This window comes from Salipiger sp. D13, assembly GCF_003703915.1.
GTDB classification, from domain to species: Bacteria; Pseudomonadota; Alphaproteobacteria; order Rhodobacterales; family Rhodobacteraceae; genus Salipiger; species Salipiger profundus.
Genome location: NZ_RAPJ01000008.1, coordinates 243271 through 266732, shown reverse-complemented (window position 1 = coordinate 266732; position 23462 = coordinate 243271). Strand labels below are relative to the sequence as shown.

Sequence of the window (23462 nt, the reverse complement as noted above, 5' to 3'; positions counted from 1 at the left end):
CCTACGTTCGGCCCTCAAGTTTTCAGCTGCCAAACCCGCAAGGAGAGTATCATGGCCACCGTTCACGTGACCGACGCGACTTTCGACGAGGAAGTCAAGAACTCCGACGTTCCCGTCGTGGTCGATTTCTGGGCCGAATGGTGCGGCCCCTGCAAGCAGATCGGCCCGGCGCTCGAAGAGCTGGCCGAACAGTATGACGGCAAGATCAAGGTCGCCAAGGTCGACGTCGACAAGGATCAGGCGATGGCGGCACAGCTCGGCGTGCGCGGCATCCCGGCGCTGTTCATCTTCAAGGACGGCGAAGTGATCTCGAACCGCACCGGCGCCGCCCCCAAGGCCTCGCTGGAAAGCTGGATCAAGGAATCCATCTGAACCACGCCCGATCTTTCGGACAGAAATGCGCCTCCATCCGGGGGCGCATTTTTCTTTGCGCCCTAGTTTGCGCCCCTGCCTGACCGCCAGCCCCCGGCGCGGCGGGCTCAGAGCTTGCGGTAGATCCGACCGCCGCCGGCCTTGCGGCCCGTGTCCTCGATCCCCGGAAGCCGGCCGGCGCGCACCGCCTGCAGGAAGGCCCGCCCGGTCTTCACCTTGTCGCCGATCCAGAGCCTGTCCCAGTCCGGGCCGTAGAGCTCGGGCAGGTGGAATTCCCCGGCCGGAAGACCTGCCGCCGCGTCATGCAACCGCGTGAGTTCGGTGTCGTCCATGTGGCGCCCTCCGTTGCCTGCAAGGGCCCCGGCCGACGCATTTCCATCCGCCGCGCGGTGCCCTATGTCCACCTCCAAAGGGCATCGCCTTGTCGCGGCAATGTCCAGCCCCCATATGGCGGCAAGCACGGAAAAGGAGATGACAGACATGGCCGATCAGGAATTCCCCGGCTGGCACGGCACCACGATCATCGGCGTCCGCAAGGGCGGCCAGGTGGTCGTCGCGGGCGACGGGCAGGTGAGCCTCGGCCAGACCGTCATCAAGGGCACCGCCCGCAAGGTGCGGCGCCTCTCGCCCGGCGGCTCGGACGTGGTCTGCGGCTTCGCGGGATCCACCGCCGACGCCTTCACCCTGCTGGAACGGCTCGAGGGGAAGCTGGAAAAGACCCCCGGTCAGCTCCAGCGCGCCTGCGTCGAGCTCGCCAAGGACTGGCGCACCGACAAGTACCTACAGAAGCTCGAGGCGATGCTGATCGTCACCGACGGGCGTGATCTCTACGTCATCACCGGCGCCGGCGACGTGCTCGAACCCGAGCACGACATCGCCGCGATCGGCTCGGGCGGCAACTTCGCGCTGGCCGCCGCGCGCGGCCTCTACGAGAGCGACCACTCCGCCGAGGAGATCGCCCGCCGCGCCATGGCCATCGCCGCCGACATCTGCGTCTACACGAACGGCAACCTCACGGTTGAGAGCATTTCGGCCTGAGCCGCCGCGAAAGGACCACCATGACCGACCTGACCCCCCGCGAGATCGTCTCGGAACTCGACCGCTTCATCATCGGCCAGAAGGACGCCAAGCGCGCCGTGGCCGTGGCACTGCGCAACCGCTGGCGCCGCAAGCAGCTCTCCGAGGACCTGCGCGACGAAGTCTACCCCAAGAACATCCTGATGATCGGGCCCACCGGCGTCGGCAAGACCGAGATTTCGCGCCGTTTGGCGAAGCTCGCCCGCGCGCCCTTCATCAAGGTCGAGGCCACCAAGTTCACCGAGGTCGGCTACGTCGGTCGCGACGTCGAGCAGATCATCCGTGACCTGATCGACAGTGCCATCGCCATGACCCGCGAGCACATGCGCGAAGACGTCAAGGCCGCCGCCCACAAGGCCGCCGAGGAACGTGTGATCGAGGCCATCGCCGGCAGCGACGCGCGCGAATCGACCCGCGAGATGTTCCGCAAGAAGCTGCGCAACGGCGAGCTGGACGACACCGAGATCGAGCTCGACGTGGCCGAGACGCAAAGCCCCTTCCCGATGATGGAAATGCCCGGCCAGCCGGGCCAGAACATGGGGATGATGAACCTCTCCGAGATGTTCGGGAAAGCCTTCGGCGGCCGCACCACGCGCAAGAAGATGAGAGTCTCCGAAAGCTACGATGTGCTGATCCAGGAAGAGGCCGACAAGCTTCTCGACGACGAGTTGGTCAAGGCCGCGGCGCTGGAATCGGTGGAGCAGAACGGCATCGTCTTCCTCGACGAGATCGACAAGGTCACCGCGCGGCAGGAAGCCCGCGGCGGCGACGTCAGCCGCGAGGGCGTGCAGCGCGACCTGCTGCCACTGATCGAGGGCACCACCGTCAGCACCAAGCACGGCCCGGTGAAGACCGACCACATCCTGTTCATCGCCTCGGGCGCCTTCCACATCGCAAAGCCGTCGGACCTGCTGCCCGAACTTCAGGGCCGCCTGCCGATCCGGGTGAACCTCCGGGCGCTCACCGAAGAGGACTTCGTGCGCATCCTGACCGAGACCGACAACGCGCTGACCCGCCAGTACACGGCGCTCATGGCGACCGAGGAAGTCACCGTCGAGTTCACCGAGGAGGGCATCCACGCGCTCGCGAAGATCGCGGCGCAGGTGAACGAGAGCGTCGAGAACATCGGTGCACGGCGGCTCTACACGGTGATGGAACGGGTGTTCGAGGAGCTCTCCTTCAACGCGCCCGACCGGACCGGGGAGACGATCACCGTCGACGAGGCCTTCGTCGAAACCTACCTCGGCGAGCTGACCCGCAGCGCCGACCTCAGCCGCTACGTGCTCTGAGCCGGGACGACAGCGAGGGGCCAGCCCCTCGCGCTCCCCGGGATACTTGAGGCCAGAAGATGCCCATGCCGGGCACACCCGGGGGCATCTTCTGGCCATAAATATCCCCGCCGGAGGCATCCGGCCCCTACCACCGGCGCAGACCTCCCGCTAACGTCGCCGCGACCGGCCACGGGAGGAAATGCCATGAAACGCTCGCGCATCAACGAGATCATCCGCGAAGGCGATGCCTTCATCCGCGGCCACGGCGTCTGCCTGCCGCCCTTCGCCTACCTGAGCCCCGACGAGCTGCGCGCGGCCGATCACGCCGAGATCAAGCGGCGCGGCATGGGCTGGGACATCACCGACTACGGCGGCGGCGATTTCGACCGGATGGGCCTGTTCCTGTTCACCACACGGAACGGGCTGAATGCCGATCTCGGCAAGCGCAGCGCCATGCTCTACGCCGAGAAGATCATGATCTCGCGGCGCGATCAGCTCAGCCCGAACCATCGCCATGACCTAAAGGTCGAGGACATCATCAACCGCGGCGGAGGCACGCTGGTGCTCGAGCTGTTCGCGGCCACGCCCGAGGGCGACATCGACCGCAAGGCGCCGGTGACGGTGATGTGCGACGGCATCGACCGGACTCTGCCGGCGGGGGGGCACCTGAGGCTCGATCCCGGCGAGTCGGTGACGCTTTTCCCGACCACGTGGCATGCGTTCTGGGGCGAGGGCAGCGACGTGCTGATCGGCGAGGTCTCGACGGTCAACGACGACCATACCGACAATATCTTCGAGATGGACATCGGGCGGTTCTCGACCGTCGAGGAGGACGAGCCGCCGCTGCACCTGCTGGTCTCGGATTACGACGACAAGCTCTGACGGGTGGTGGGTTGCCCCTTGCGGCGGCGATCCCGGATCATCGGTCCCGACCGGGTGGGCTCAGGCGCGCCACCAGCGCTCGGCGAAGCGCGCGTTGTCCATCGCCCAGAGATTGCCCACCGTGGCGGGCGTCGCGATGCCCTCTCCGACCGCCTGAAGGTGGTTCGCGAAGACCGGGATGAGCAGCCCGCCCTCGTCGCGCAGGATCTGCTGCATCTCGCCGTAGAACGCGCGGCGGCGGGCGCTGTCGAGCTCGGAGCGGGCCTCGGTCAGAAGCGACTGGAAGCGCGGGCTCTGCTCCATGCCCCACTGCGTGTCATTCCACGGCGCACCGTGCTGCAGCGCGGTCGAGAACATCCAGTCCTCGGTCACGCGGCCCGACCAGGCGCAGGCGCAAAAGGGTCGGTTGCGCCAGACCTCGGACCAGTAGCCCTCGGACTGCTCTGTCACCGGCTGGATGTCGAGCCCCGCTGCGGCGGCGGTGTCGCGGAACAGCCCGGCGGCCTGCGGCGCCCCCTCGAAGGCGGTGTCGGAGACCGACAGCGGCACGGTCAGCGAGGCGAGCCCGGCCTGCCGCAGATGGTAGCGGGCGCGGTCGGGGTCGTAGCCCGGCGCATCGAGATCGGCGGCGAACTGGTTCGCCGGTCCCAGCGGACTGTCGGCACCGATGCGGCCGTGGCCGAGCAACACCCGGTCGAGGATCGCCTGCCGGTCGATGGCATGCTTCATCGCCTGCCGCACGTGCACCGCGTCGAAGGGCGCCGCCCCGGTCTGCATGGCGAAGCCGTAATACTGGTTGCCGGGAATGTCCTGCAGTTGCACACCGGCGACGCCCTGAAGCCGCGCCGCGCGCTGCGGGGCGACCCGGTTGATGGCGTCCACCTGCCCGGAGCGCAGCGCCGCGACCCGCGCCGCGCCGTCGTTCATCGCGGTGAAGACAAGTTCGTCGAACCAGCCCGCCTGCCCGTCCTTGTAGTGTCCGGCGACCCGGCGGCCGAGGAAGCGCACGCCCGGTTCGAAATGTTCGACCCGGTAGAGGCCGGTGCCAATGCCACGGGCCATCGCCTCGGCGATCTGGCCGGCGGGGTAGATCAGCAGGTGATAGTCGGCGAGCAGGTAGGGGAAATCGGCGTTTCCGGCTTCCAGCGTGAAGCGGACGCGGTGATCCGAGAGCCGCTCCATCGTCGCGATGGACTCGACCAGCGGGCGCGCGCCCGAGGCGGCGGCCGGATCGAGATGGAGCTTGAGCGAGGCAAGCACGTCCTCGGCCACGAAGGGCTTGCCGTTGTGGAATCGGACGCCCTCGCGCAGGGTCACCGTCCAGACGCGGGCGTCGGGGCTGGCCTCCCAGCCGGTGGCGAGCTCGCCGCGCAGGCTGCCGTCGGCGGCGACCTCGGTCAGCGTGTCGAAGACCGCGCCCTGCGCGGCGGCGATCATGAAGAAATCGGAATGGGTGCGCGAATCCCAGCTGTCGGAGCGATGCGCCCCGCCGAGACCCGCGCGCAACGTGCCGCCGGACCGCGCCGGAGCGGCGGCAAGACCCGACGCCCCCAGCACCGCGGCGGCGAGGGCGGATTGGATCAGGCGGCGGCGGCGAAAGGCCGTCATGGCAGCGTGGTGTCCCTGTCTTGCGCGGCGGGCGGTGGCCCGCCGGATCGTGGTCCGTGTGGCGACGCGGCGCGCGCCGGGTCAGGCGATGAGACGATGATGCGCCTCGGCCTCCAGACATTCTATGTGAAGATGGACACAGCCCAAAGCAAGAGTTCTGTTCACCTCGCGGCAGGCCTCCTGCAGCAGATCGAGCGCTTCTGCCTTCTGCTCGGGCATCACAAGAAGGTCGAGCCGCAGGACCCGCTCGGTCATCAGCGCGGACACGTCGTAGGGGCCGCTGGCGTTCTCGCCGTCCGGGGTCCAGTGACCGGTGGCAAAGCTCGTGGTGAGCCCCCCGTAGCGTTCCGAGACCGTGCGGGCGATGCGCGGGACGGCCTCTTCCAGCCGGTCCGACGCGCTGCCCATGAGCACGATGATCCGGCAGCGCCGGGCCGGGAGGGTCTGGTCTGCAGTCATTTACTTCTCGTTCAGGTAGGTGATGAGCATGAGGAAGAGCAGGATCGCGAGCGCCCCGTAAAGCACCGTATCGGCGGAATGGCCGGCGAAGATGTCGAGAATGCCCGGCAGGCCTCCGTCCTCCTGCTCGTCGCTTTCATGGCGCAGCACGAGGAAGAGATCGAAGAGCGAAAAGCTCCCGATGGCGGCAACGATGCTCTTGAGAATGCGGGTCTGCGCCAGCTGACGGCGGCGGTAGTAGCGGTCGATCTGCTTGCGCAGGAAGGCCGCCCAGCCCTCGACATTGCCGAACTGCAGCGCGCTTTCCCACGCCTCGTGGATGTAGCGGCAGAGCGGGCGCCGGATGCCCTGCAAGCCGTAGAGCGCCCGTTCGTGCTGCAGCCGTATGAAATCGAGGTGATCGAGCTTGCGTTCCAGCGTGCGCAGGATCGTCTTCTTGATCTCGCGGTCCCCGGCGTTCTCCATCAGCCGCAGGTCGCCCAGAAGCATGGCCTGGTAGCGCGAGAGCAGCGTCGCGTAGAACTGGCAGAGGCTCATGCAGCGCATCCAGTCCTGCGTGAAGGCCTCAAGCCGGCCGGAGGTCACCGCGAAGAGGCTGTTGCCCGATCCGACCCAGGCACGGGCACCGTCGAACTCCTCGGGCACGGGCGGCAGGCCGCCCAGCTTGCCCGACAGCATGACGGCGGTTTCCGGACCGCCGGTCACGAGGACCGAACGCGCCGTCCAGTCGGGGGCGTCGGGCAGCGCGTGCAGCGGGGTGAAGACGGAAAACTCGTCGCGCGCCCGCAGCACCTTCAGCGCCGTGTCGTCGCGGGACAACGCCTCCTGCATTGTCTCGAGACAGCCCAGCACGTGGCGCCGGAACAGGCTCTTGGTGGCCCCGGTCAAGGCGCTGTCGAAATCCTCGCGCGGGCAGGCATCGACGTCGGTCGCCCACTCGACGAACAGAATGGCCACGCAATCGTCGTATAGGTGGATCTCGGCGCCGATGGCGGTGAAGCTGCGGTCGTCGCGCACCACCGGCAGGCCGGAGCCCAGCCTCATGCGCAGGATCGCGACCGGCTGGAAGAACACCGGCAGCGCGTCGTGCTGCACGGTCCCGTAGCCGAAGGACCAGTCGGGATACTCGACATCGAACATCTCGGTGACCGCGTCGATCCGGCGCATCGCCGAGACGAGCCGCGCGGACTCTTCCTGGGTCCTGCCAAGGCTGTAGAAGTTCAGGGACGTGCGCAGCGGCGAGACCGTGAACAGCCGTGCCTGCTGCGCATCGCATCCGGTCTCGGCGTTCATCGCGGCGCGTCCTCCTCCGTGCCGGCGCGATCCGGCAGCCGGTCCAGACTAGAGGCCGGTCCCGTCCTGTAAACCCTCGGCCTCGGCGATCTGGTCCATGGTGCGCACCAGCTCGGCGCTGATGCCGGGCTCGGAGAGCGCGTGGCCGGCGTTGCGGATCATCCGCAGGTTCGCGTCGGGCCAGGCCTGCGCCAGCTCCCAGGCGCGGCGCGGCGGGCAGATCATGTCGTAGCGGCCCTGCACGATCACGCCGGGGATGCCGTGGAGGCGGTCGGCGTTGTTCAGGATCCAGCCGTCTTCCTCGAGGAAGCCCTCGTTCACGAAGTAGTGGTTCTCGAGCCGGGCGAAGGCCCGGGCGTAGTCGCCGGGGGCCTCGCCGCCCTGCCCGTTCGAGTAGACCGAGGCCAGCGCGTTCTCCCAGCCCGACCAGGCCCGGGCGTGGCGGGTCTCTTCCTGCATGTCGCCCGAGAACAGCCGCCGGTGATAGGCGCCGATCAGGTCACCGCGCTCGTCCTCCGGGATCAGCTCGCTGAACCGTGCCCAGGCTTCGGGCCAGAACTGCCCGGCGCCGCCGCCGTAGAACCAGTCGAGCTCCGTGCGGGTCATCATGAAGACGCCGCGCAGCACGAGATGTCGCACGCGCTCGGGATGGCTGACCGCATAGATCAGCGCCAGCGTCGCGCCCCAGCTGCCGCCGAAGACGATGAACCGGTCGATCTCGAGGATCTCGCGGATGCGCTCGATATCCGAGACGAGATGCCAGGTGGTGTTGTCGGTGACGCTGGCGTGGGGCCGCGACCGGCCGCACCCGCGCTGGTCGAACAGCACCACGCGGAACACGCGCGGGTCGAAATAGCGGCGCATGGCGGGCGAACAGCCGCCGCCCGGGCCGCCATGGAGCACGATCACGGGGATCCCGCGCGGGTTGCCGCACTGCTCCATATAGATCTTGTGCCCATCGCCCATGTCGATCATGCGTTGATCGAACGGGTCCAGGGCTGGGTAGAGATATTGCACTGCGCGCTTCTGGCCCGGGATTTTGTCCATGTCCCATCTATATGTTCAGGGGCACCCGAATGACCATGGGGAAAAGTGACCGATGACCGTAACCGTCGACCCGTCCGAGATCGCCAAGTTCGAAGCGATGGCCGCCGAGTGGTGGGACCCCACCGGCAAGTTCAAGCCGCTGCACATGATGAACCCGGTGCGGCTCGATTACATCACCCGGCAGGTGGCGGGCGAGTTCGGGCGTGACCTGTCGTCCGAGCGTCCCTTCGAGGGGCTGCGCATCGTCGACATCGGCTGCGGCGGCGGACTTCTTTGCGAGCCGATGGCACGGCTCGGCGCCGAGGTCGTGGGGGTCGACGCGGCCGAGCGCAACATTCCCGTGGCGCAGCTGCACGCCGAGCAGTCGGGGCTGGAGATCGACTACCGCCACACCACCGCCGAGGCGCTGGCCGAGACCGGAGAGCGCTTCGACGTGGTGCTGAACATGGAGGTGGTCGAGCACGTCGCCGATCCGCTCGCCTATCTCACCGCCTGCCGCGCGCTGCTGAAGCCCGGCGGGCTGCACCTGTGCTCGACCATCAACCGCAATTCCAAGAGCTTCGCGATGGCGATCGTCGGGGCCGAGTGGGTGATGCGCTGGCTGCCGAAGGGCACGCACGAATGGTCGAAGTTCATCACGCCCGACGAGCTCTACGACCTCATGCGCAGGGCTGGGCTCGAGCCGGTCGACCGCAAGGGCTACGTTTTCAACCCGGTGAGCTGGTCGTGGCACATCTCGGACCGTGACCTGTCGGTGAACTACGTGACGGCCGCGCTGAACCCCGGGACCGCGGCATGAGCCTTATCCCAGAGGGCCACGGCCTGTTCGTGATCGACATTGAGTACACCGTCCCCTTCGAGCAGATCGAGCCGGTCCTGGCACCGCACATGGACTTCGTGAAGCAGTGCTACGCCGAGGGTCGTTTCCTCGTCTCTGGCCCGAAAGACCCCCGCACCGGCGGCATCGTCATCGCGACCGGCCCGTCGCGCGACGAGATCGAGGCGCTGATGGCCCGCGATCCCTTCGTCGAGGCCGGGGTGGTGACGGTAACGATCACGCCCTTCTCGGCGTCCAACCGGCACCCGGCGCTGGCCTGACGCTGAGCCCGACCCAAAGCGCCTTGGCGCGCACGGCGCCCGCCCCGGCTACTTCACCTCAAGCTTCAGCCGCAGGTCGCGCAGCACCGGCAGTGCCGCGCGCACCTTGTCCGAGCCCAGCTCGCGCACCGTCTCGGAGATCACCGGCGCCATGGCGGCAAGCGCCGCTTCCCGCGCGCGGACACCGGCGGGGCTGATCGCCACCATCTTGCGGCGCGCATCGTCCCAGTCGGGCCGGATGTGGATGTATCCCGCCACCTCGAGCTTCGCGAGCGTGTTGGTCATTGCCCCGCGCGTGACGTGGAAACTCCGCGCGAGCTGCGCCGGCGTCCGTTCTTCCTGCACCCGCGCAAGGTGGTTCAGCACCGAGAAATGCGAGATTTCCATCCGGTTCGGCAGCACCCGTGTCAGACGGTTGCGCAGAAGCTGATCGGCCATCAGCAACTCGCTGAAGAGCGAAATGGCAAGCGCATCTTGTGTGTCAGTCATTCGGGGCCGCGAAATCTTCGGTCTGTTTGCTGGGGTAAAGCGGGGTTCGGGTTTTCTGAACGGCAGACCCCGCGAGGTCAACCGTTACCATGATCGGAGGTGGTCGGTCAGCCGGCCAGCAGCGTGTCGAGCTTGCCCGCGCGCTCGAGCGCGTAAAGCTCGTCGCAGCCGCCGACATGCGTTTCCCCCACGAAGATCTGCGGCACCGTCCGGCCGCCGTTGGCGCGCTGCACCATCTCGGGCCGGCGCGAAGGCTCTTCCGCCACGTCGATCTCGGTGAACGCGGCGCCCTTCGAATTCAGCAGCCGCTTGGCGGCATGGCAGAAACCGCAGTAGGGCGTGGTGTAGATTTCGATCGGTTGCATCGGCAATCCCTTCTGAACGTTCGAGGTATCACAGGGGATCTAGGCATCCTTTGCAACGCGCGCCAGCACGCAGACGCAAACTTCGCTCGCGCCACCGGCAAGACAGGCATCCGCCGCCGCCGAAAGCGTCGCGCCCGAGGTCATCACGTCATCGACCAGAAGCACCGGCCGGTCGCGGATCAGTGCGGCGCGTGCGGGCGACAGCCGGATCGCCTCGCCGAGCATGGCGAAGCGCTCTTCGCGACTCTTGCCGTCGAGCGGGGGCGTGTGCCGGGCCCGCAGCAGCGCGTCGGGGCAGTGCCCGATCTCCAGCGCCCGCGCCAGACCCGAGGCGAGCAGCGCGGCCTGGTTGAAGCGCCGGGAAAAATGCCGCCGCAGATGCAGCGGCACCGGCACCGCGACCATGCCCTCGCGCAGCATCGGCCGGGCCTGCCGCGCCATCCAGACCGAGGCCGCCGCCGCGATGTCGTGACGGTCGGCGTGCTTGAGCAGCAGCACCAGCTTGCGGCCGTTGTCGCGGTAGAGCAGCGCCGCAGCGCCCTGGCTCCACGGCGGCGGCATCGCAAGGCAGGCGTCGCAGAACTCGGCCTCGTCCGACTGGCCGGGCAGCGGCGTGCCGCAGGTGGCGCAGCCCAGACCCGACAGGAAGGGCGTGTCGCGCCAGCAGGTCCCGCACAGGCCGAAGTCGCTTTCCACCAATCCGCCGCAGAGCAGGCAGCGTGGCGGGTAGACGACGCGGAGCAAGGTTTGCAAACTCGTCCGCAGCATTCTAATCATCCGCCATGTCGAGCCCTGCCCCCCTCACCGACCGCCCGGCGCTGCTGCGCCACCGCGCCCGCGCCAGCCGCGACCCAGCGCTCTTCCTGCATGAAGCCGCCCGCGACGAGGTGCAGGATCGGCTCATGGTGGTTAACAGAAGCTTTACGGCGCCGGCCGTCATCACACCCTTTCCTCAGGTCTGGGAGCCGGTCTTCCCCGACGCCACGATCGTGGCCGACGACGAGACCCTCGCGCTGGACGAGGGTGCGCATGACCTTGTCATTCACGCGATGGCGCTGCACTGGGCGAACGATCCGGTGGGGCAGATCGTGCAAAGCCGCCGCGCCCTGCGCTCCGACGGCCTGTTCCTCGGCATGTGCTTCGGCGGTCAGACCCTGCAGGAGCTCCGCGCCGCCCTCGGGCAGGCCGAGATCGAGGTGACCGGGGGCCTGTCGCCGCGCATCGTTCCGATGGGCGAAATCCGCGACCTCGGCGCGCTGCTGCAGCGCGCGGGACTGGCGCTGCCGGTGGCCGATTCTTTCCCGATCAATGCAAGCTACACCTCGGCGCTGCACCTGATGCGCGACCTGCGCGCCATGGGCGAGACCAACGCGCTCACGGGCCGGCTGCGTCACCCGACGCGGCGCGCGGTGATCCTGCGTGCTGCCGAGCTCTACGCCGAGACCTACGGCGGCGACGATGGCCGGGTGCCCGCGTCTTTCGAGATCGTCACGCTCACCGGCTGGAGCCCCGACGAGAGCCAGCAGAAGCCGCTGCGCCCCGGGTCTGCGGCGCAACGTCTCGCCGACGCCCTGAATACACGGGAAACGTCTTTGGACGATTGAATCATTCCAAGGACGCGATACCTAGGTAAATCAATCAGGGATACAGTTCAGGACAGGACGACAGGACCATGCTCGACGCCACCAACTCTGCCCAGCGGCCGGCACACGCGCCCGAGGACCACCCCAAGATCGCCGCGCCCAAGGTGGGCGTCCTGCTGGCCAACCTCGGCACGCCTGACCATTATTCCTATTGGCCGATGCGGCGCTACCTGAACGAGTTCCTCTCGGACGCGCGCGTCATCGACTACCCCAAGTGGAAATGGCAGCCGATCCTGCAGGGCATCATCCTGACCAAGCGGCCGTTCGCCTCGGGCGAGGCCTACAAGTCGATCTGGAACGAGGAGCTGAACGAAAGCCCCCTGATGACGATCACCAAGCAGCAGACCGCCGCCATCGCCGCCAAGGTGAAAGAGCGCCACGGCGACGCGGTGATGGTCGATTTCTGCATGCGCTACGGCAACCCCTCGACGAAGTCCAAGGTCGAGACGATGGTGAAGGCCGGTTGCCGCAAGATCCTGTTCTTCCCGCTCTATCCGCAATACGCGGGGGCGACCTCGGCCACGGCGAACGACCAGTTCTTCCGCGCCCTGATGGAAGAGACCTGGCAGCCCACGGCGCGCGTGGTGGACCCCTATTTCGAGCACCCGAAATACATCGAGGCGCTCGCCCAGTCGGTCGAACGGGGCTACGCCGGGATCGAGGACAAGCCCGACATCCTCGTGGTCAGCTACCACGGCATGCCCCAGCGCTACCTGCGGCAGGGCGATCCGTATCACTGCCAGTGCCAGAAGACGACTCGCCTTCTGCGCGAGCGGCTCGGCTGGGACGAGACGCAGATCACCACCACTTTCCAGTCGGTTTTCGGCCCCGAGGAATGGCTCAAGCCCTACACGGTCGAGCACGTCGCCGAGCTGGCGAAACAGGGAAAGAAGAAGATCTCGGTGATCGCGCCGGCCTTCTCGGCCGACTGCATCGAGACGCTCGAAGAGATCAACGAGGAAATCAAGGAAGCCTTCGAGCATGCCGGCGGCGAGCAGTTCACCTATATCCCCTGCCTCAACGACGAGCCCGCGCATGTGGATGCGCTGACCACCGTGATCGAGGAAAACCTCGGCGGCTGGGTCTGATACCACCCCATCAGGCGGCCCCCGAGGGCCGCCTGTCAGCCCGAGACATCAACGGGCAAAAGAAAAAGGCGGTGCCGAGGCACCGCCTTTTCCTGTTCAGTCCGAAGCGCGAAGCTTAGTCGGCCGAAGCGGCAGCTGCCACCACTGCGATGAGCAGCAGCGGGATCAGGATGCCGGCGGACGACGAGCTTTGCTGAGCTTCTTCCACGACAACGACGGGCTCCATGACCACGTCGTCCTTCGCGTAGGAACCGGCCATTGCGGTCGAAGCGGTGGCGGCGAGCACGGCGGCGAGAGCGAGTTTTTTCATGTTATCCTCCAGATAATCGCCTGACGCGGAGAGATTTTCCGTGTCAAGCACCCAAGACTTACCTCGTGAGTCTGTCTAAGCAACAATTTGCCCCGATTGCAACGAGACTCGCCTTGGGGTGTCGCGCCGCCACAACGCTTTCGTCAAATAAGCAACACCTGCGTGCCGACTTTCGACATGTCGTAAAGTGCCTCTATGTGCTCGTTGTAGAGACCGATGCACCCGTTCGAAGAGCGGCGCCCGATCTTGCGCGTGTCGTGGGTGCCGTGGATCCGGTAGTAGGTCCAGCTGAGGTGCATGGCGCGGGTGCCAAGCGGGTTGTCCGGGCCGGGGCCGACGTAGTCGGGCCACTCCGGGTTGCGCTCTTTCATCGAGGGCGTCGGCCGCCAGTCGGGCTCGGGATCCTTGAGCACGACACGGGTGCGGCCACGGCGTGTAAGATCCTCGGTCAGCGGCACCGAGCACGGGTAGAGATGGTAGGCGCCGTTCTGCTCCCAGAAGTGCAGCGCACGCGAGTCGATGTCGACCAGGATCGCGCCATTGTTGAGCGAGTCGAAGTACGGCTGCCAGTCCATCGTGCGGAAGCTCGACACGTTGCGGCGTATCACCGACGAGACGTTCCGCTCGATCTCGACGGTTTCGTTTGCGTTCATTCCCTGCGCGAGCGCGGGCGTTCCGAGAAGCGCGGCGCCCCCTGCAAGAAAGGCGCGGCGATCAAAACCTGTCTTGGCCATGGTTCATGTTCCTCTGAGATCCAGCGAATTCTCCCGGTCAGGGAGTCCAGTTTCTGGCGGAAATACCGTTTTCAGCATATGGCCGTAAAGCATCAGTCACAAGTCAAACACCGGTGAGAGCGCTGCCTCACGGGGTTGTGGGTTTGAACAGACACGTGCGGCAAGGTACTTCAGTCGAAATCGCAACGACATATCAGGATACAGTCAGGAAAATGCTCAGACGTTCGTTCCTTACGGTTGCCGCAGCGCTTGTCGTTGCCTCATGCGGGGCGACCACCGCGCCGCCCGCTCTCGGCCCGGATGGCAAGCCGCTGCCCCGCGCATACCGCATCCCGTCGGGATCGAGCGCCGAGATCGAGTACAGCATGCTCGATTCGGTCAACGCCCTGCGCCAGGCGCGTGGCGTGTCGCCGCTGACACTCAACGCCAAGTTGAACGCCGCCGCCGCGACCCATTCGCGCGACATGTCCGTTCAGAACCGCCCTTGGCACTTCGGCTCGGACGGCTCCTCGCCGATCGACCGGGTGCGCCGCGTCGGCTATTCGGGCCGGCTCGTCGGCGAGAACATCTCCGAGACCTACGAGACAGAGCTCGAGACGCTGGCCGCGTGGATGGAGGATGCCCCCACCCGCGACGTGATCCTCGACCCGGCCGCGCGCGAGATGGGCTTTGCCTGGTACCAGGAGAACAACGGCAAGATCTGGTGGACGCTAGTGACCGGCGCACCAGGTCTAGCGCCGACGCCCGGAAGCGGCCCGATCGCCTCGGCCGGCTCGACAAGCGCGGGCGCATCCTGATCGACGCGCCCGACGCCGGTCACGGACGGATCGTGATCGGCGTCCCGTCGCGCACCATGGCGTAGATGTCTTCCATCTCGCGGTTGGTCACGGCGATACATCCCGCCGTCCAGTCGCGCCCGCCCTTGCGGTTCTTCCACGGACGCCCGTGAATGAAGATGTCGCCGCCGGGGCTTTTCCCCAGGTCCGCCGCTTCGGCCCGATCCACCGGGTTCGGATAGGAAATCCCGACGCTCAGGTGGAAGTTCGAGTTCGGGTTGCGCCGGTCGATGAAATACATCCCCTCCGGCGTCTTGCCGTCCCCCTCGATCTTCTTGTCGCCCGCGGGCGAGAAACCAAGCCCGATATCGTAGGCTTCGAGCACCTTGTCGTGGTGCAGCAGGTAGAGCCGCCGCGCGCTCTTCTGCACCACCACATGGGTGACCTCGGGGCCGTGGTATGTCTTGAACTTGCTGCTGCACGCAGCGACACCGCTCGCCAGGGCGAGGATGAGAATCAGCCTGAGAAACCGCATCTGTCCGCTCGTTGTTCTTGTCGGTTTTTTTCTGCGGCTTCATCATAGCCCATTTCGCGGCATCGGAATAGCGAGGGATAAGCCTCCCGCGCGAGATTTTACCGGTCGACGCGGCGCAGGAAGGCCACCAGCTCGATGTGGGTCGACCAGCGGAACTGGTCCACCACCCGCAGCCATTCGAGCGTGTAACCCGACGCCTCGAGCGTTGCCGCATCGCGGGCAAAGCTCACCGGGTTGCACGAGACATAGGCGATGCGTTCGACACCGGCGCGGGCCAGCTCGGAAACCTGCGCCTCGGCCCCGGCGCGCGGCGGGTCGATGACCGCGGCGTCGAACCGCTCGAGCTCGTCGGGCAGCAGCGGATTGCGGAAGAGATCGCGCGACTCGCTGGTCACCTGCTTCAGCCCCTCGGCCATGCGCCAGCCCTTGTCGAGCGCGGCGGTCATCGCCCGGTCGCCCTCGACCGCGTGCACCCGCGCGTCCTCGGCCAGCGGCAGCGCGAAGGTGCCGCACCCGGCGAAGAGATCGACGATGCGCGCCGCACCGGCCACGGCCTCGCGCACGTCGGCGAGCAGCGCCGCCTCGCCCTCGGGGGTGGCCTGGAGGAACGCTCCGGGCGGCGGCACCACGTCGGCACGGCCCATGCGTTGCAGCGGCGGCAGCCGGGTCAGTGCCACGTCCTCGCCCCAGGCCACGCGTGCGACGCCATGCTCGCGGGCAAGATCGGCAAGGTCGGCCTGCAACTGCGCGTCGAGCGGCTTGCCGCCCTTCACCGACACGTCGAGCCCCGAGAGGCTCACCGTGACCAGCACCGACAATTCGCCCTTGCGGCTTGCGCCAAGCACGGCGAGCGCCTCGACCAGCGGCAGCGCCGCGGCGAGCTTCGGATCGACGAGCAGGCAGTCCGGGACCGAGACCACCACGTCCGAGCCTTTCATGTGGAAGCCCGCCAGCGCGCCTTTCTTGGTGCGCCGCGCGGAAAAGGCGGCGCGACGACGGCTCTGCGGCTTCGACGTGGCGCAGGGCCGGAAGTCGCAGGAGAGCCCGTGCGCGGCCAGCGCCTGCCGGACGACGTCCTGCTTCCAGTCCACGACGAAATCGTCGCGCGCGTGCTGCAACTGGCAACCGCCGCAGCTTTTCGCGTGACGGCAGGGCGCGCGCACCCGCATCTCCGACGGCGTGACGATGCGCGGCGCCTGCATGACGCCGCTTTCAACCTCGCCCTCGACGGTTTCGCCGGGAAGGGCGCCGGGGACGAAGACGGGGCCCGGCGCGATGCCGTCCCCCTGGTGCCCCAGCCGTTCGATCGTGACCTGTTTCATGCGCCGCTCATGCCCTGCATGGGCACATTCTGGCAAGCCCTACTCTGCCGCTACTCTGCGGCCTCGCTCTCGGGCGACATGAAGCCGCCGGACTGGTGCGACCAGTAGCGCGCGTAGAGCCCGTTCTGCGCCAGCAGCGCATCATGGGTGCCCTGCTCGGCGATGTGACCCTGATCCAGCACGATGATCCGGTCCATCTCGGACAGGGTCGACAGGCGGTGCGCGATGGCCATCACGGTCTTTCCCTCCATCACCCGCTCCAGCGCCGACTGGATCGAGGCCTCGACCTCGGAATCAAGCGCCGACGTCGCCTCGTCGAGCACGAGGATCGGCGCGTCCTTGAGGATGGCACGCGCCAGCGCGATGCGCTGACGCTGTCCGCCCGACAGCTTCACGCCGCGTTCGCCAAGGTGCGCGTCGTATCCCTGCCGTCCCATGTGGTCCTCGAGCTCGAGGATGAACTCATGCGCCTCGGCCTTTTCGGCGGCGGCGATGACCTCGTCCATCGTGGCACCGGGGCGACCGTAGCGGATGTTGTCCAGCGCCGAGCGGTTGAACATGGCCGTTTCCTGCGTGACCATGCCGATCTGCTTGCGCAGGCTCTCCTGCGTCACGTCAGAGATGTTCTGACCGTCGATGTAGATGCCGCCCTTCTCGGTGTCGTAGAGCCGCAGCAGCAGGGCCACCATCGTCGATTTCCCCGCCCCCGAGGCACCGACCACGCCGACCTTCTCGCCCGGCGCGATGTCGAGCGCGATATGCTCGACGCCCCCGGTCTCGCGGCCATAGGCAAAGCCCACGTCGCGGAACTCGATCCGGCCATCGGTCACCTCGAGCGGCGCGGCGTCCTGCGCATCGAGCAGCGTGTGCGCCGGCGTGATGGTGCGGATGCCGTCCTCGATCTCGCCGACGTTGGCATACATGCCCATGAGCGTGAAGCTGACCCAGCCGGTCATCTGCGCCAGCCGCAGGGCCACCGCGCCGGTGGCGGCGATGTCGCCCGCGCTCACCAGCCCGACCGACCAGTAGAACAGCGCGCCACCGATCAGCAGCACCGGCAGCGTGCCGGCCAGCGCCATCAGCCAGAAGCGGAACGCGGCCGAGACATGCCCGAAGGCGATGAAGCGGTCGCGGTAGGTGCCCATGGCCCCCAGCGCGGCCTGGTCCTCGAACTCGTCATGGGCAAAGAGCTTCACGGTCTTGATGTTGGTCACCGTGTCGACGAGCTGCCCGGTCACCATCGCCCGCGCCGCCGCCCGCGCCTTGGAGCGCGACCGGATCTTCGGCATGAAATGCCGGATCAGCAGCGCGTAGGCCACGATCCAGACCACCAGACCGCCGGCGATGCGCCAGTCGACCGCGCCCAGAAGCATCACCGAGCCCACCACCGAGGCCAGCGCGAAGAGCACCGAGTGCACGAGCTCGGTCACAACGTCGTTCATTGCCCGCGCGGTCTGCATCTCCTTCTGCGAGATCCGCCCGGCGAAGTCGTTGTCGAAGAAGGTCACGGAATGGCCAAGCGTGTAGCGGTGCACGCGGCTCAGGATCAGGTTGAACACGTTCGGCTGCATCATCACCGACTGCGCATAGGCCGAAAGCCCGAGGATCGCCGGCCGCAGCAGGATGAAGAAGGCCACGCAGAGGATCAGGAACAGCCCGTGTTCGCCAAAGATCTGCGACGCCTCGCTGCCGAGCGCGCGGTCGATGGCGTCGCCGAGCAGCTTCGCGGCGATCACCTCGGTGATGCCGCCGAGGATCGAGAACAGCGCCGCCGGGATCAGCACAGGCCATGCGCCGCGCAACGCCCAGCCCATGAAGCGGCCAAGCGTCCGCGGCGGCGGGGTCTGGGCGCGGGCGAAGGGGTCGATGATATCGGAAAGCGTCATTCGGCTGCCTCGGTGTCCGGATCCATGAACCCGCCGGACTGGCGGGCCCAGAACTGCGCATATAGGCCTTGGGACCTCAAAAGCACGTCATGGCTGCCTTGTTCAACGATGCGCCCGCCATCCATCACGAGAATGCGATCCATATGCGCGATGGTGGAGAGACGGTGTGCAATGGCGATCACCGTCTTGCCTTCCATCATGCCGTAGAGCGTGTCCTGGATGGCGGCCTCGACCTCGGAATCCAGCGCGCTTGTCGCCTCGTCCAGCAGCAGGATCGGCGCATCCTTGAGGATCACCCGCGCCAGCGCCACCCGTTGCCGCTGCCCGCCCGACAGCTTCACGCCCCGTTCACCGACATGCGCGTCATAGCCGGTGCGACCCTGCGGGTCCTGCAGGTCGAGGATGAAGTGATGCGCCTGCGCCTGTTTCGCGGCGGCGACCATCTGTTCCTCGGTCGCGTCGGGACGGCCGTAGAGCAGGTTCTCGCGGACCGAGCGGTGCAGCAGCGTGCTGTCCTGCTGGACCATGCCGATCTGCTTCCGCAGGCTGTCCTGCCGGACGTGCGAGATGTCCTGCCCGTCGATCAGGATGCGGCCCTTCTCGGCATCGTAGAACCGCAAAAGCAGCTTCACGAGGGTCGATTTCCCGGTGCCGGAGCGCCCGATGAGCCCGACTTTCTCACCCGGTCGGATGGTCAGCGTGATGTCGTCGAGGCCGCCGCTGTCACGCCCGTAGTGGTGGCTCAGCCCGTCGAGGCGGATTTCGCCCCGGTCGAGCACCAGATCCTCGGCATCGCGGTCGTCGGTCAGGGTGATCGGCTGGGCTATGGTCTCCATGCCCTCGGACACCACCCCGAGCTGCCGGAAGAAGGTCGTGGTGGCCCACATGATCCAGCCGGTCATCGCGTTGAGCCGCAGCGTAAGCGCCGTCGCCGCGGCGACCACGCCCACCGAGGCCGCGCCCTGCATCCACAGCAGCAGGCCCCAGCCGACCACGCCGACGATCAGCAGACCGTTCAGCACCACGAGCGCCACGTCCATCACTGTGTAGAGCCGCATTTCGCCCTGGAAGGTGTCGCGCGCCCGGTCGATCGCCTCTTTCGCGTAGTCGAGCTCCTGCCGGTCCTGCGCGAACATCTTCACCGAGTGGATGTTGGTATAGGCGTCCACCACCCGGCCGTTGACGAAGCTGCGCGCGTCCGAGGCGGCCTTGGACGCCGGCCCCACCCGCCGGATCGTCCAGCGCATGAGCAGCACGTAGCCGCCAAACCAGAGCGCCAGCGGCAGAAGCAGCCGCGGGTCGGCATCGAACAGCAGCACCGCCGCACCGACGACATAGGCCAGCGAGAAGGTCAGCGCGTCGAAGACCTGAAACACGGCCTCGCCCGCCGCGGGGGGCGTCTGCATGATGCGGTTGGCGATGCGCCCGGCGAAATCGTTCTCGAACCAGCCGATGGACTGCCGCAACACCTGCGCATGGGCCCGCCAGCGGATCAGGGTGCCGAAGTTCGGCATGATCGCGTTGTTCAGCACCAGCACGTCGAGCGCCTGTATCACCGGACGGACGAGCAGCACGAAAAGCCCCAGCAGGATCAGCGTGGTGCCGTGGGTGTCCCACACCTGCGCCGGGTCGCCGGACAGGATGTCGACCACCCAGCCCATCGCCCAGATCAGCCCGACCTCGACCCCGGCCACGACCACCGACAGAAGCGCCGCCCAGACGAAGACCCGGCGGAACGGCCGCGCGTAGTCCATCAGGAACGGCAGCAGCCGCGTCGGCGGACGGTCCGTCGGCGGGTAATCGGTGTAGGGATCGACGAGGTTTTCGAAGTAGCGGAACAAACGGAGCCTCCTGTCTCGCGAGCGCGGAGTGTCCTCGATTCCCTACAGGAAGACCATGACGGAAAAGCTGGCCAGCGCGACGGCCATGATCCGCGTGAACACCCGCCAGGCCGCCGGCGTCGTGAGCAGGAAGGTCAGCAGCGCCCCGGCCGAAGTCCAGAACAGGCAGACCCCGAGGTTGATGCCCGAAAAGGCGCTGCCAAGCCGCAGCGCCTCGCCCCACGGACCGGAGAGCCCGGGATAGGCCGAGGCCGCCGCCAGCGCCACCGCCCAGACCTTGGGGTTCACCCACTGGAAAAGCGCCGCCTCGATCAGGGTCATGGGCCGGTCGCGATCGGCCTTGCCGCGACGGCGATCGGCGGTCCAGAGGCCCCACGCCATGTAGAGCATCCACAGGCTCGCCGCGATCTTCAACGCCAGTTCCAGCATCGGCGCCTGCCGCAGCAGCGCCGCGATGCCAAGACCGGTGAGGCCCGCGGTGATGCCCACCCCAAGCACGACCCCGAAGAGATGCGGCAGGGTCCGACGCACGCCGAACCGTGCACCGGAGGAGGTCAGCAGGATGACGTTCGGCCCCGGCGAGAACAGGCCGAAGAACACGAAGCCGTAGAGCGGATCGAGCATCACGACAGCAGGTCCTCGCGGGTCAGGGCAAAGCCGGAGTCGATCCAGCGGCGCTGCAGCTCCTCGAGCTTCCGGCCCAGTGCCGGCCCTTCGTAGTCGGGCATGAGGTCGCGGGGTTTCACGGGAAACACCGCCGCCGCGCCGGTTTCGATCTCGGTGGCGGCATCGGGAGAAACCGGCGCGCCGAAGCTTGCCGCACGCAGGGCGACCACGCCGCGCGCCATCTCTGCCCCCTTGCGCCAGGCGATCTCGGCGGGGCCTGCGGTGGCGGAAATGAGGCTCTGATACGCCTCGAGTTGCTTCTGTTGCGCCTTCGACAGCCGCAGGCTGCGGCCATCGGAAAAGCCCAGGCCGGCTAGCCGGCGCATCGGATCGGGGGCAAGGCCCAGCGCCGCCTCATGGGCGACGAGCGGCCCGAGCGCACGGGCCGTCGCCCCCGGCAGCACCTGCGGCAGGACACCGACCTGTTCCATAACGCCGACCGAGGGCGCGGGGTCGTTCGCCGACAGAAGCCGGGTGATCTCGTGCCCAACCCGCTCGGCCGAGAGCGTCGAGAGCCCGTCGAGATTGGCGGCGATGCCTGCCAGCGCCTCGGGGTCGACGCCCTGCTCGGGGTCGCCATACCAGGCGTTGAAGCGGAAGAAGCGCAGGATGCGAAGGTAATCTTCGCGGATGCGCTCGCCAGCGTCGCGGATGAAGCGCACCCGCCGCGCTTCGAGGTCGGGCAACCCACCCAGCGGATCGAGCACATCGCCCCGCGCATCGGCGTAGAGCGCGTTCATGGTGAAATCGCGCCGCGCGGCATCTTCGGAGATGTCGTCCGAATAGCGCACCACCGCGCGCCGTCCGTCGGTCTCGACATCGGCACGAAAGGTGGTGACCTCGTGGCCGATGCCCTCGGCGACGACTGTCACGGTGCCGTGGTCTATGCCGGTGGGCACCGGCTTCAGTCCCGCCGCCTCGGCCAGCGCCATGACCCGCTCGGGGCGGGCATCGGTGGCGATGTCCACATCACTCACCGGCACGCCCATCAGCGCGTTGCGCACGCAGCCGCCGACGACATAGGCCAGATGGCCACCGCCCTCGAGCATGGCCAGCACCTCTTGCGTCGAGGCGCAGCTGATCCACTCCCCCCGGACGCGCGTCATTCCATCAGCCGTTGCGTCAACGAGCGCAGCATCCGCGCCGTCGCCCCCCAGATGTAGTAGGGTCCATAGGGCACGGTGTAATAGAGCCGCCGCTGCCCGCGCCAGCGCCGTCCCTGGATGCTGTAGCGCGCCGGGTCGGTGACATGGTCGAAGGGCACGCGGAAGATCTCGGCCACCTCGCCCGGCTCGGGGATCGGGGTGAATGTGTCTCTGACTATGCCGAAAACCGGGGTCACGAGGAAACCCGTGACCGTCTCGTGCGGGGCCGTGGTGCCGATGATCTCGACCGCGCTGCCGGGCAGGCCGACCTCTTCCCGCGCTTCGCGCAGGGCGGCATCCGTCGGGCCGTCATCGACCGGATCGACCTTGCCGCCGGGAAAGGCGATCTGCCCCGGGTGATGCTTCAACCGCGAGGATCGCTTGGTCAGCAGCAGCTCGAGCCCGTCATCACCGGGAATGAAGGCGGCCAGAACACCGGCGGGCCGCAGCTTGCGGCCCGCCGGAAGAATGGTTTCGGGGTTCAGATCGAAATCCGAGGAGGGCGCCACCTCGCGCGCCATTGCCCGGCGCAGGGCCTCGATCTGCTCCCCCGAGCGGCTCACTCGTCGGCCTCGAAACCGACCGTCGCCGGATCGAGCTCGTAATGCGCACCGCAGAACTGGCAGTCGGCGGTGACGAGCCCGTCGTCCGTGGTCATCTTCTCGATGTCGCGCTTCGAGTAGATCGACAGCGAATTTCGCACGCGATCCTCCGAGCAGGTGCAGCCGAAGCGCACCGGCTGGGCGTCGAAGACCCGCGGCTGTTCCTCGTGGAACAGGCGCACGAGCAGCGTCGTCGGTGAAATGTCGGGCCCGATCAGCTCGAGCTCGTCCACGGTGTCGACGTGGAAGTTGACGCGACGCCAGTTCTCTTCCTCGTCCTCGCCGTTGACCACGTCCTCGGGCCGCAGGAGACCGCCCTCGCCCGAACCGCCGCCCTGCGCGAAGGGCGAGGCCTTGGGCATGGACTGGATCATCATGCCACCGGCGCGCCATTCGCCATTGCCGTCGGCGCCGATCACCTTGCCGTAGTTCAGCGCGAAGCGCGTCGGGATCTGCTCGGACTGGGCAAAGTAGGACTCTGCGCAGGCCGCGAGCGACCCTCCCGCGAGCGGTGTGATGCCCTGGTAAGGCGTGGTGCCTTCGCCCTGGTCGATGAGAATGGCGAAATAGCCGTCTTCGAGCTGATCGAAGGCGGCGATGTCCGAGATCTTCTCGCGGTCGAAACTGGCGTAGCCGCGGATTCGCGCCGGCTCCCCCTCTTCCGAGGGTGCGAAGTAGTCGGTCGCGATCATCCTCAGGGCGCCGCGCGTCTGCACCTGGAGCGAGAGCTTCCAGCGCAGTTTCACGGTCTGGCCGATGAGCGCCGTGAGCAGCGCCATCTCGGCCACGAGCGTTTCCACCTGCTCGGGGTAGTCGTGTTGGCTCAGGATGCCATTCAACACCCCGTCAAGCCGCGCCACCCGGCCCCGGATGTCGGAAAGATCGAGCTGGAACGGGAGGACAGTGTCATCCCAGGCGAGTTTGCTGCCGATGGTCATGGGGTTTCCTTATCT

Annotated in this window: 27 protein-coding genes; 9 read left to right on the top strand and 18 right to left on the bottom strand. The window is 67.3% G+C overall.

Translation table 11 applies throughout. The features are described 5' to 3' along the window. The first annotated feature begins 51 nt into the window (after positions 1–51). The gene (trxA, locus tag D6860_RS19155; protein WP_076622985.1) at positions 52–372 is read left to right on the top strand and encodes a thioredoxin; all 321 of its coding nucleotides are present in this window, start codon (positions 52–54) and stop codon (positions 370–372) included. Positions 373–479: 107 nt separating this feature from the next. On the opposite strand, the gene D6860_RS19150 is transcribed toward trxA, so the two are convergent. Continuing rightward, positions 480–704: a DUF1413 domain-containing protein gene (locus D6860_RS19150; RefSeq protein WP_017467829.1), complete on the bottom strand. Its 225-nt coding sequence runs from the start codon at positions 702–704 to the stop codon at positions 480–482. Positions 705–852: 148 nt separating this feature from the next. Between D6860_RS19150 and hslV the strand changes: the two genes are divergently transcribed. The 3 genes from hslV (at position 853) to D6860_RS19135 (ending at position 3602) form a co-directional block, all read left to right on the top strand. Next, positions 853–1410 carry an ATP-dependent protease subunit HslV gene (gene hslV / locus D6860_RS19145; protein ID WP_076622984.1) on the top strand — a complete coding sequence of 186 codons (558 nt, stop codon included), beginning with the start codon at positions 853–855 and terminating at the stop codon, positions 1408–1410. A gap of 20 nt (positions 1411–1430) precedes the next feature. After that, a complete protein-coding gene (gene hslU / locus D6860_RS19140) occupies positions 1431–2738 on the top strand; it encodes an ATP-dependent protease ATPase subunit HslU (RefSeq protein WP_017467827.1) in 1308 nt (435 codons plus the stop codon). A gap of 186 nt (positions 2739–2924) precedes the next feature. Then, positions 2925–3602 (top strand): D-lyxose/D-mannose family sugar isomerase, encoded by a 678-nt coding sequence (locus tag D6860_RS19135; RefSeq protein WP_017469601.1) that lies wholly within the window; start codon positions 2925–2927, stop codon positions 3600–3602. Between the two features lie 60 nt (positions 3603–3662). Here the strand turns inward: D6860_RS19135 and D6860_RS19130 are convergent, their stop codons facing one another. The 4 genes from D6860_RS19130 to pip all read right to left on the bottom strand — a co-directional run bounded on the left by D6860_RS19130 (position 3663) and on the right by pip (position 8009). Beyond that, positions 3663–5210 (bottom strand): ABC transporter substrate-binding protein, encoded by a 1548-nt coding sequence (locus D6860_RS19130; RefSeq protein ID WP_076622983.1) that lies wholly within the window; start codon positions 5208–5210, stop codon positions 3663–3665. Positions 5211–5291: 81 nt separating this feature from the next. After that, on the bottom strand, positions 5292–5669 hold the full coding sequence (locus D6860_RS19125) for a hypothetical protein (protein WP_076622982.1): 378 nt from the start codon (positions 5667–5669) through the stop codon (positions 5292–5294). Then, positions 5670–6962, bottom strand: coding sequence for a hypothetical protein (locus D6860_RS19120; protein ID WP_017468554.1), 1293 nt, complete (start codon positions 6960–6962; stop codon positions 5670–5672). 48 nt (positions 6963–7010) lie between these two features. Beyond that, positions 7011–8009, bottom strand: coding sequence for a prolyl aminopeptidase (gene pip, locus D6860_RS19115; protein ID WP_076622981.1), 999 nt, complete (start codon positions 8007–8009; stop codon positions 7011–7013). 52 nt (positions 8010–8061) lie between these two features. On the opposite strand from pip, the gene ubiG reads away from it, so the two are divergent. After that, complete coding sequence (ubiG, locus tag D6860_RS19110) at positions 8062–8808, top strand: bifunctional 2-polyprenyl-6-hydroxyphenol methylase/3-demethylubiquinol 3-O-methyltransferase UbiG (protein WP_076622980.1); 747 nt, start codon at positions 8062–8064, stop codon at positions 8806–8808. After that, entirely contained in the window at positions 8805–9107 is a 303-nt protein-coding gene (locus tag D6860_RS19105) for a YciI family protein (RefSeq protein WP_083697775.1), read from the top strand. The genes ubiG and D6860_RS19105 overlap by 4 nt, the downstream gene beginning before the upstream one ends. A 48-nt stretch (positions 9108–9155) precedes the next feature. Here D6860_RS19105 and D6860_RS19100 read toward each other — a convergent pair whose 3' ends face one another. From D6860_RS19100 to D6860_RS19090, 3 genes are all read right to left on the bottom strand, one after another. Continuing rightward, complete coding sequence (locus D6860_RS19100) at positions 9156–9596, bottom strand: MarR family winged helix-turn-helix transcriptional regulator (RefSeq protein WP_017468961.1); 441 nt, start codon at positions 9594–9596, stop codon at positions 9156–9158. A gap of 107 nt (positions 9597–9703) precedes the next feature. Next, on the bottom strand, positions 9704–9961 hold the full coding sequence (gene grxC / locus D6860_RS19095; protein ID WP_076622979.1) for a glutaredoxin 3: 258 nt from the start codon (positions 9959–9961) through the stop codon (positions 9704–9706). 39 nt (positions 9962–10000) lie between these two features. Beyond that, the gene (locus D6860_RS19090; RefSeq protein WP_076622978.1) at positions 10001–10729 is read right to left on the bottom strand and encodes a ComF family protein; all 729 of its coding nucleotides are present in this window, start codon (positions 10727–10729) and stop codon (positions 10001–10003) included. A gap of 14 nt (positions 10730–10743) precedes the next feature. On the opposite strand from D6860_RS19090, the gene D6860_RS19085 reads away from it, so the two are divergent. Further along, positions 10744–11565 (top strand): methyltransferase domain-containing protein, encoded by an 822-nt coding sequence (locus D6860_RS19085; RefSeq protein WP_076622977.1) that lies wholly within the window; start codon positions 10744–10746, stop codon positions 11563–11565. 68 nt (positions 11566–11633) lie between these two features. Beyond that, positions 11634–12692, top strand: a complete 1059-nt coding sequence (gene hemH, locus D6860_RS19080) for a ferrochelatase (protein ID WP_076622976.1) — start codon at positions 11634–11636, stop codon at positions 12690–12692. 115 nt (positions 12693–12807) lie between these two features. Here hemH and D6860_RS19075 read toward each other — a convergent pair whose 3' ends face one another. Together D6860_RS19075 and D6860_RS19070 are read right to left on the bottom strand one after the other, a co-directional pair. Then, the gene (locus D6860_RS19075) at positions 12808–13002 is read right to left on the bottom strand and encodes a hypothetical protein (RefSeq protein WP_017467281.1); all 195 of its coding nucleotides are present in this window, start codon (positions 13000–13002) and stop codon (positions 12808–12810) included. Between the two features lie 143 nt (positions 13003–13145). Beyond that, positions 13146–13736, bottom strand: coding sequence for a L,D-transpeptidase (locus tag D6860_RS19070; RefSeq protein WP_017467282.1), 591 nt, complete (start codon positions 13734–13736; stop codon positions 13146–13148). Between the two features lie 212 nt (positions 13737–13948). On the opposite strand from D6860_RS19070, the gene D6860_RS19065 reads away from it, so the two are divergent. Next, complete coding sequence (locus D6860_RS19065) at positions 13949–14533, top strand: divisome-associated lipoprotein DalA (protein ID WP_017467283.1); 585 nt, start codon at positions 13949–13951, stop codon at positions 14531–14533. Positions 14534–14552: 19 nt separating this feature from the next. Here D6860_RS19065 and D6860_RS19060 read toward each other — a convergent pair whose 3' ends face one another. The 8 genes from D6860_RS19060 to D6860_RS19025 all read right to left on the bottom strand — a co-directional run bounded on the left by D6860_RS19060 (position 14553) and on the right by D6860_RS19025 (position 23447). Then, positions 14553–15047, bottom strand: coding sequence for a L,D-transpeptidase family protein (locus tag D6860_RS19060; RefSeq protein ID WP_076622975.1), 495 nt, complete (start codon positions 15045–15047; stop codon positions 14553–14555). A gap of 98 nt (positions 15048–15145) precedes the next feature. After that, the gene (locus D6860_RS19055; RefSeq protein WP_076622974.1) at positions 15146–16369 is read right to left on the bottom strand and encodes a class I SAM-dependent RNA methyltransferase; all 1224 of its coding nucleotides are present in this window, start codon (positions 16367–16369) and stop codon (positions 15146–15148) included. 50 nt (positions 16370–16419) lie between these two features. Next, positions 16420–18255 carry an ABC transporter ATP-binding protein gene (locus tag D6860_RS19050; protein ID WP_017467432.1) on the bottom strand — a complete coding sequence of 612 codons (1836 nt, stop codon included), beginning with the start codon at positions 18253–18255 and terminating at the stop codon, positions 16420–16422. Continuing rightward, complete coding sequence (locus D6860_RS19045; RefSeq protein ID WP_076622973.1) at positions 18252–20096, bottom strand: ABC transporter ATP-binding protein; 1845 nt, start codon at positions 20094–20096, stop codon at positions 18252–18254. The genes D6860_RS19050 and D6860_RS19045 overlap by 4 nt, the downstream gene beginning before the upstream one ends. A gap of 42 nt (positions 20097–20138) precedes the next feature. Continuing rightward, complete coding sequence (locus D6860_RS19040; RefSeq protein WP_017468314.1) at positions 20139–20720, bottom strand: LysE family translocator; 582 nt, start codon at positions 20718–20720, stop codon at positions 20139–20141. Further along, positions 20720–21868 (bottom strand): CCA tRNA nucleotidyltransferase, encoded by a 1149-nt coding sequence (locus tag D6860_RS19035; protein WP_076622972.1) that lies wholly within the window; start codon positions 21866–21868, stop codon positions 20720–20722. Before D6860_RS19035 ends, D6860_RS19040 begins: the two co-directional genes overlap by 1 nt. Further along, positions 21865–22428 (bottom strand): CoA pyrophosphatase, encoded by a 564-nt coding sequence (locus D6860_RS19030; protein WP_076625308.1) that lies wholly within the window; start codon positions 22426–22428, stop codon positions 21865–21867. Before D6860_RS19030 ends, D6860_RS19035 begins: the two co-directional genes overlap by 4 nt. Positions 22429–22466: 38 nt before the next feature. Next, complete coding sequence (locus D6860_RS19025) at positions 22467–23447, bottom strand: Hsp33 family molecular chaperone HslO (RefSeq protein ID WP_076622971.1); 981 nt, start codon at positions 23445–23447, stop codon at positions 22467–22469. Positions 23448–23462 lie beyond the last annotated feature (15 nt).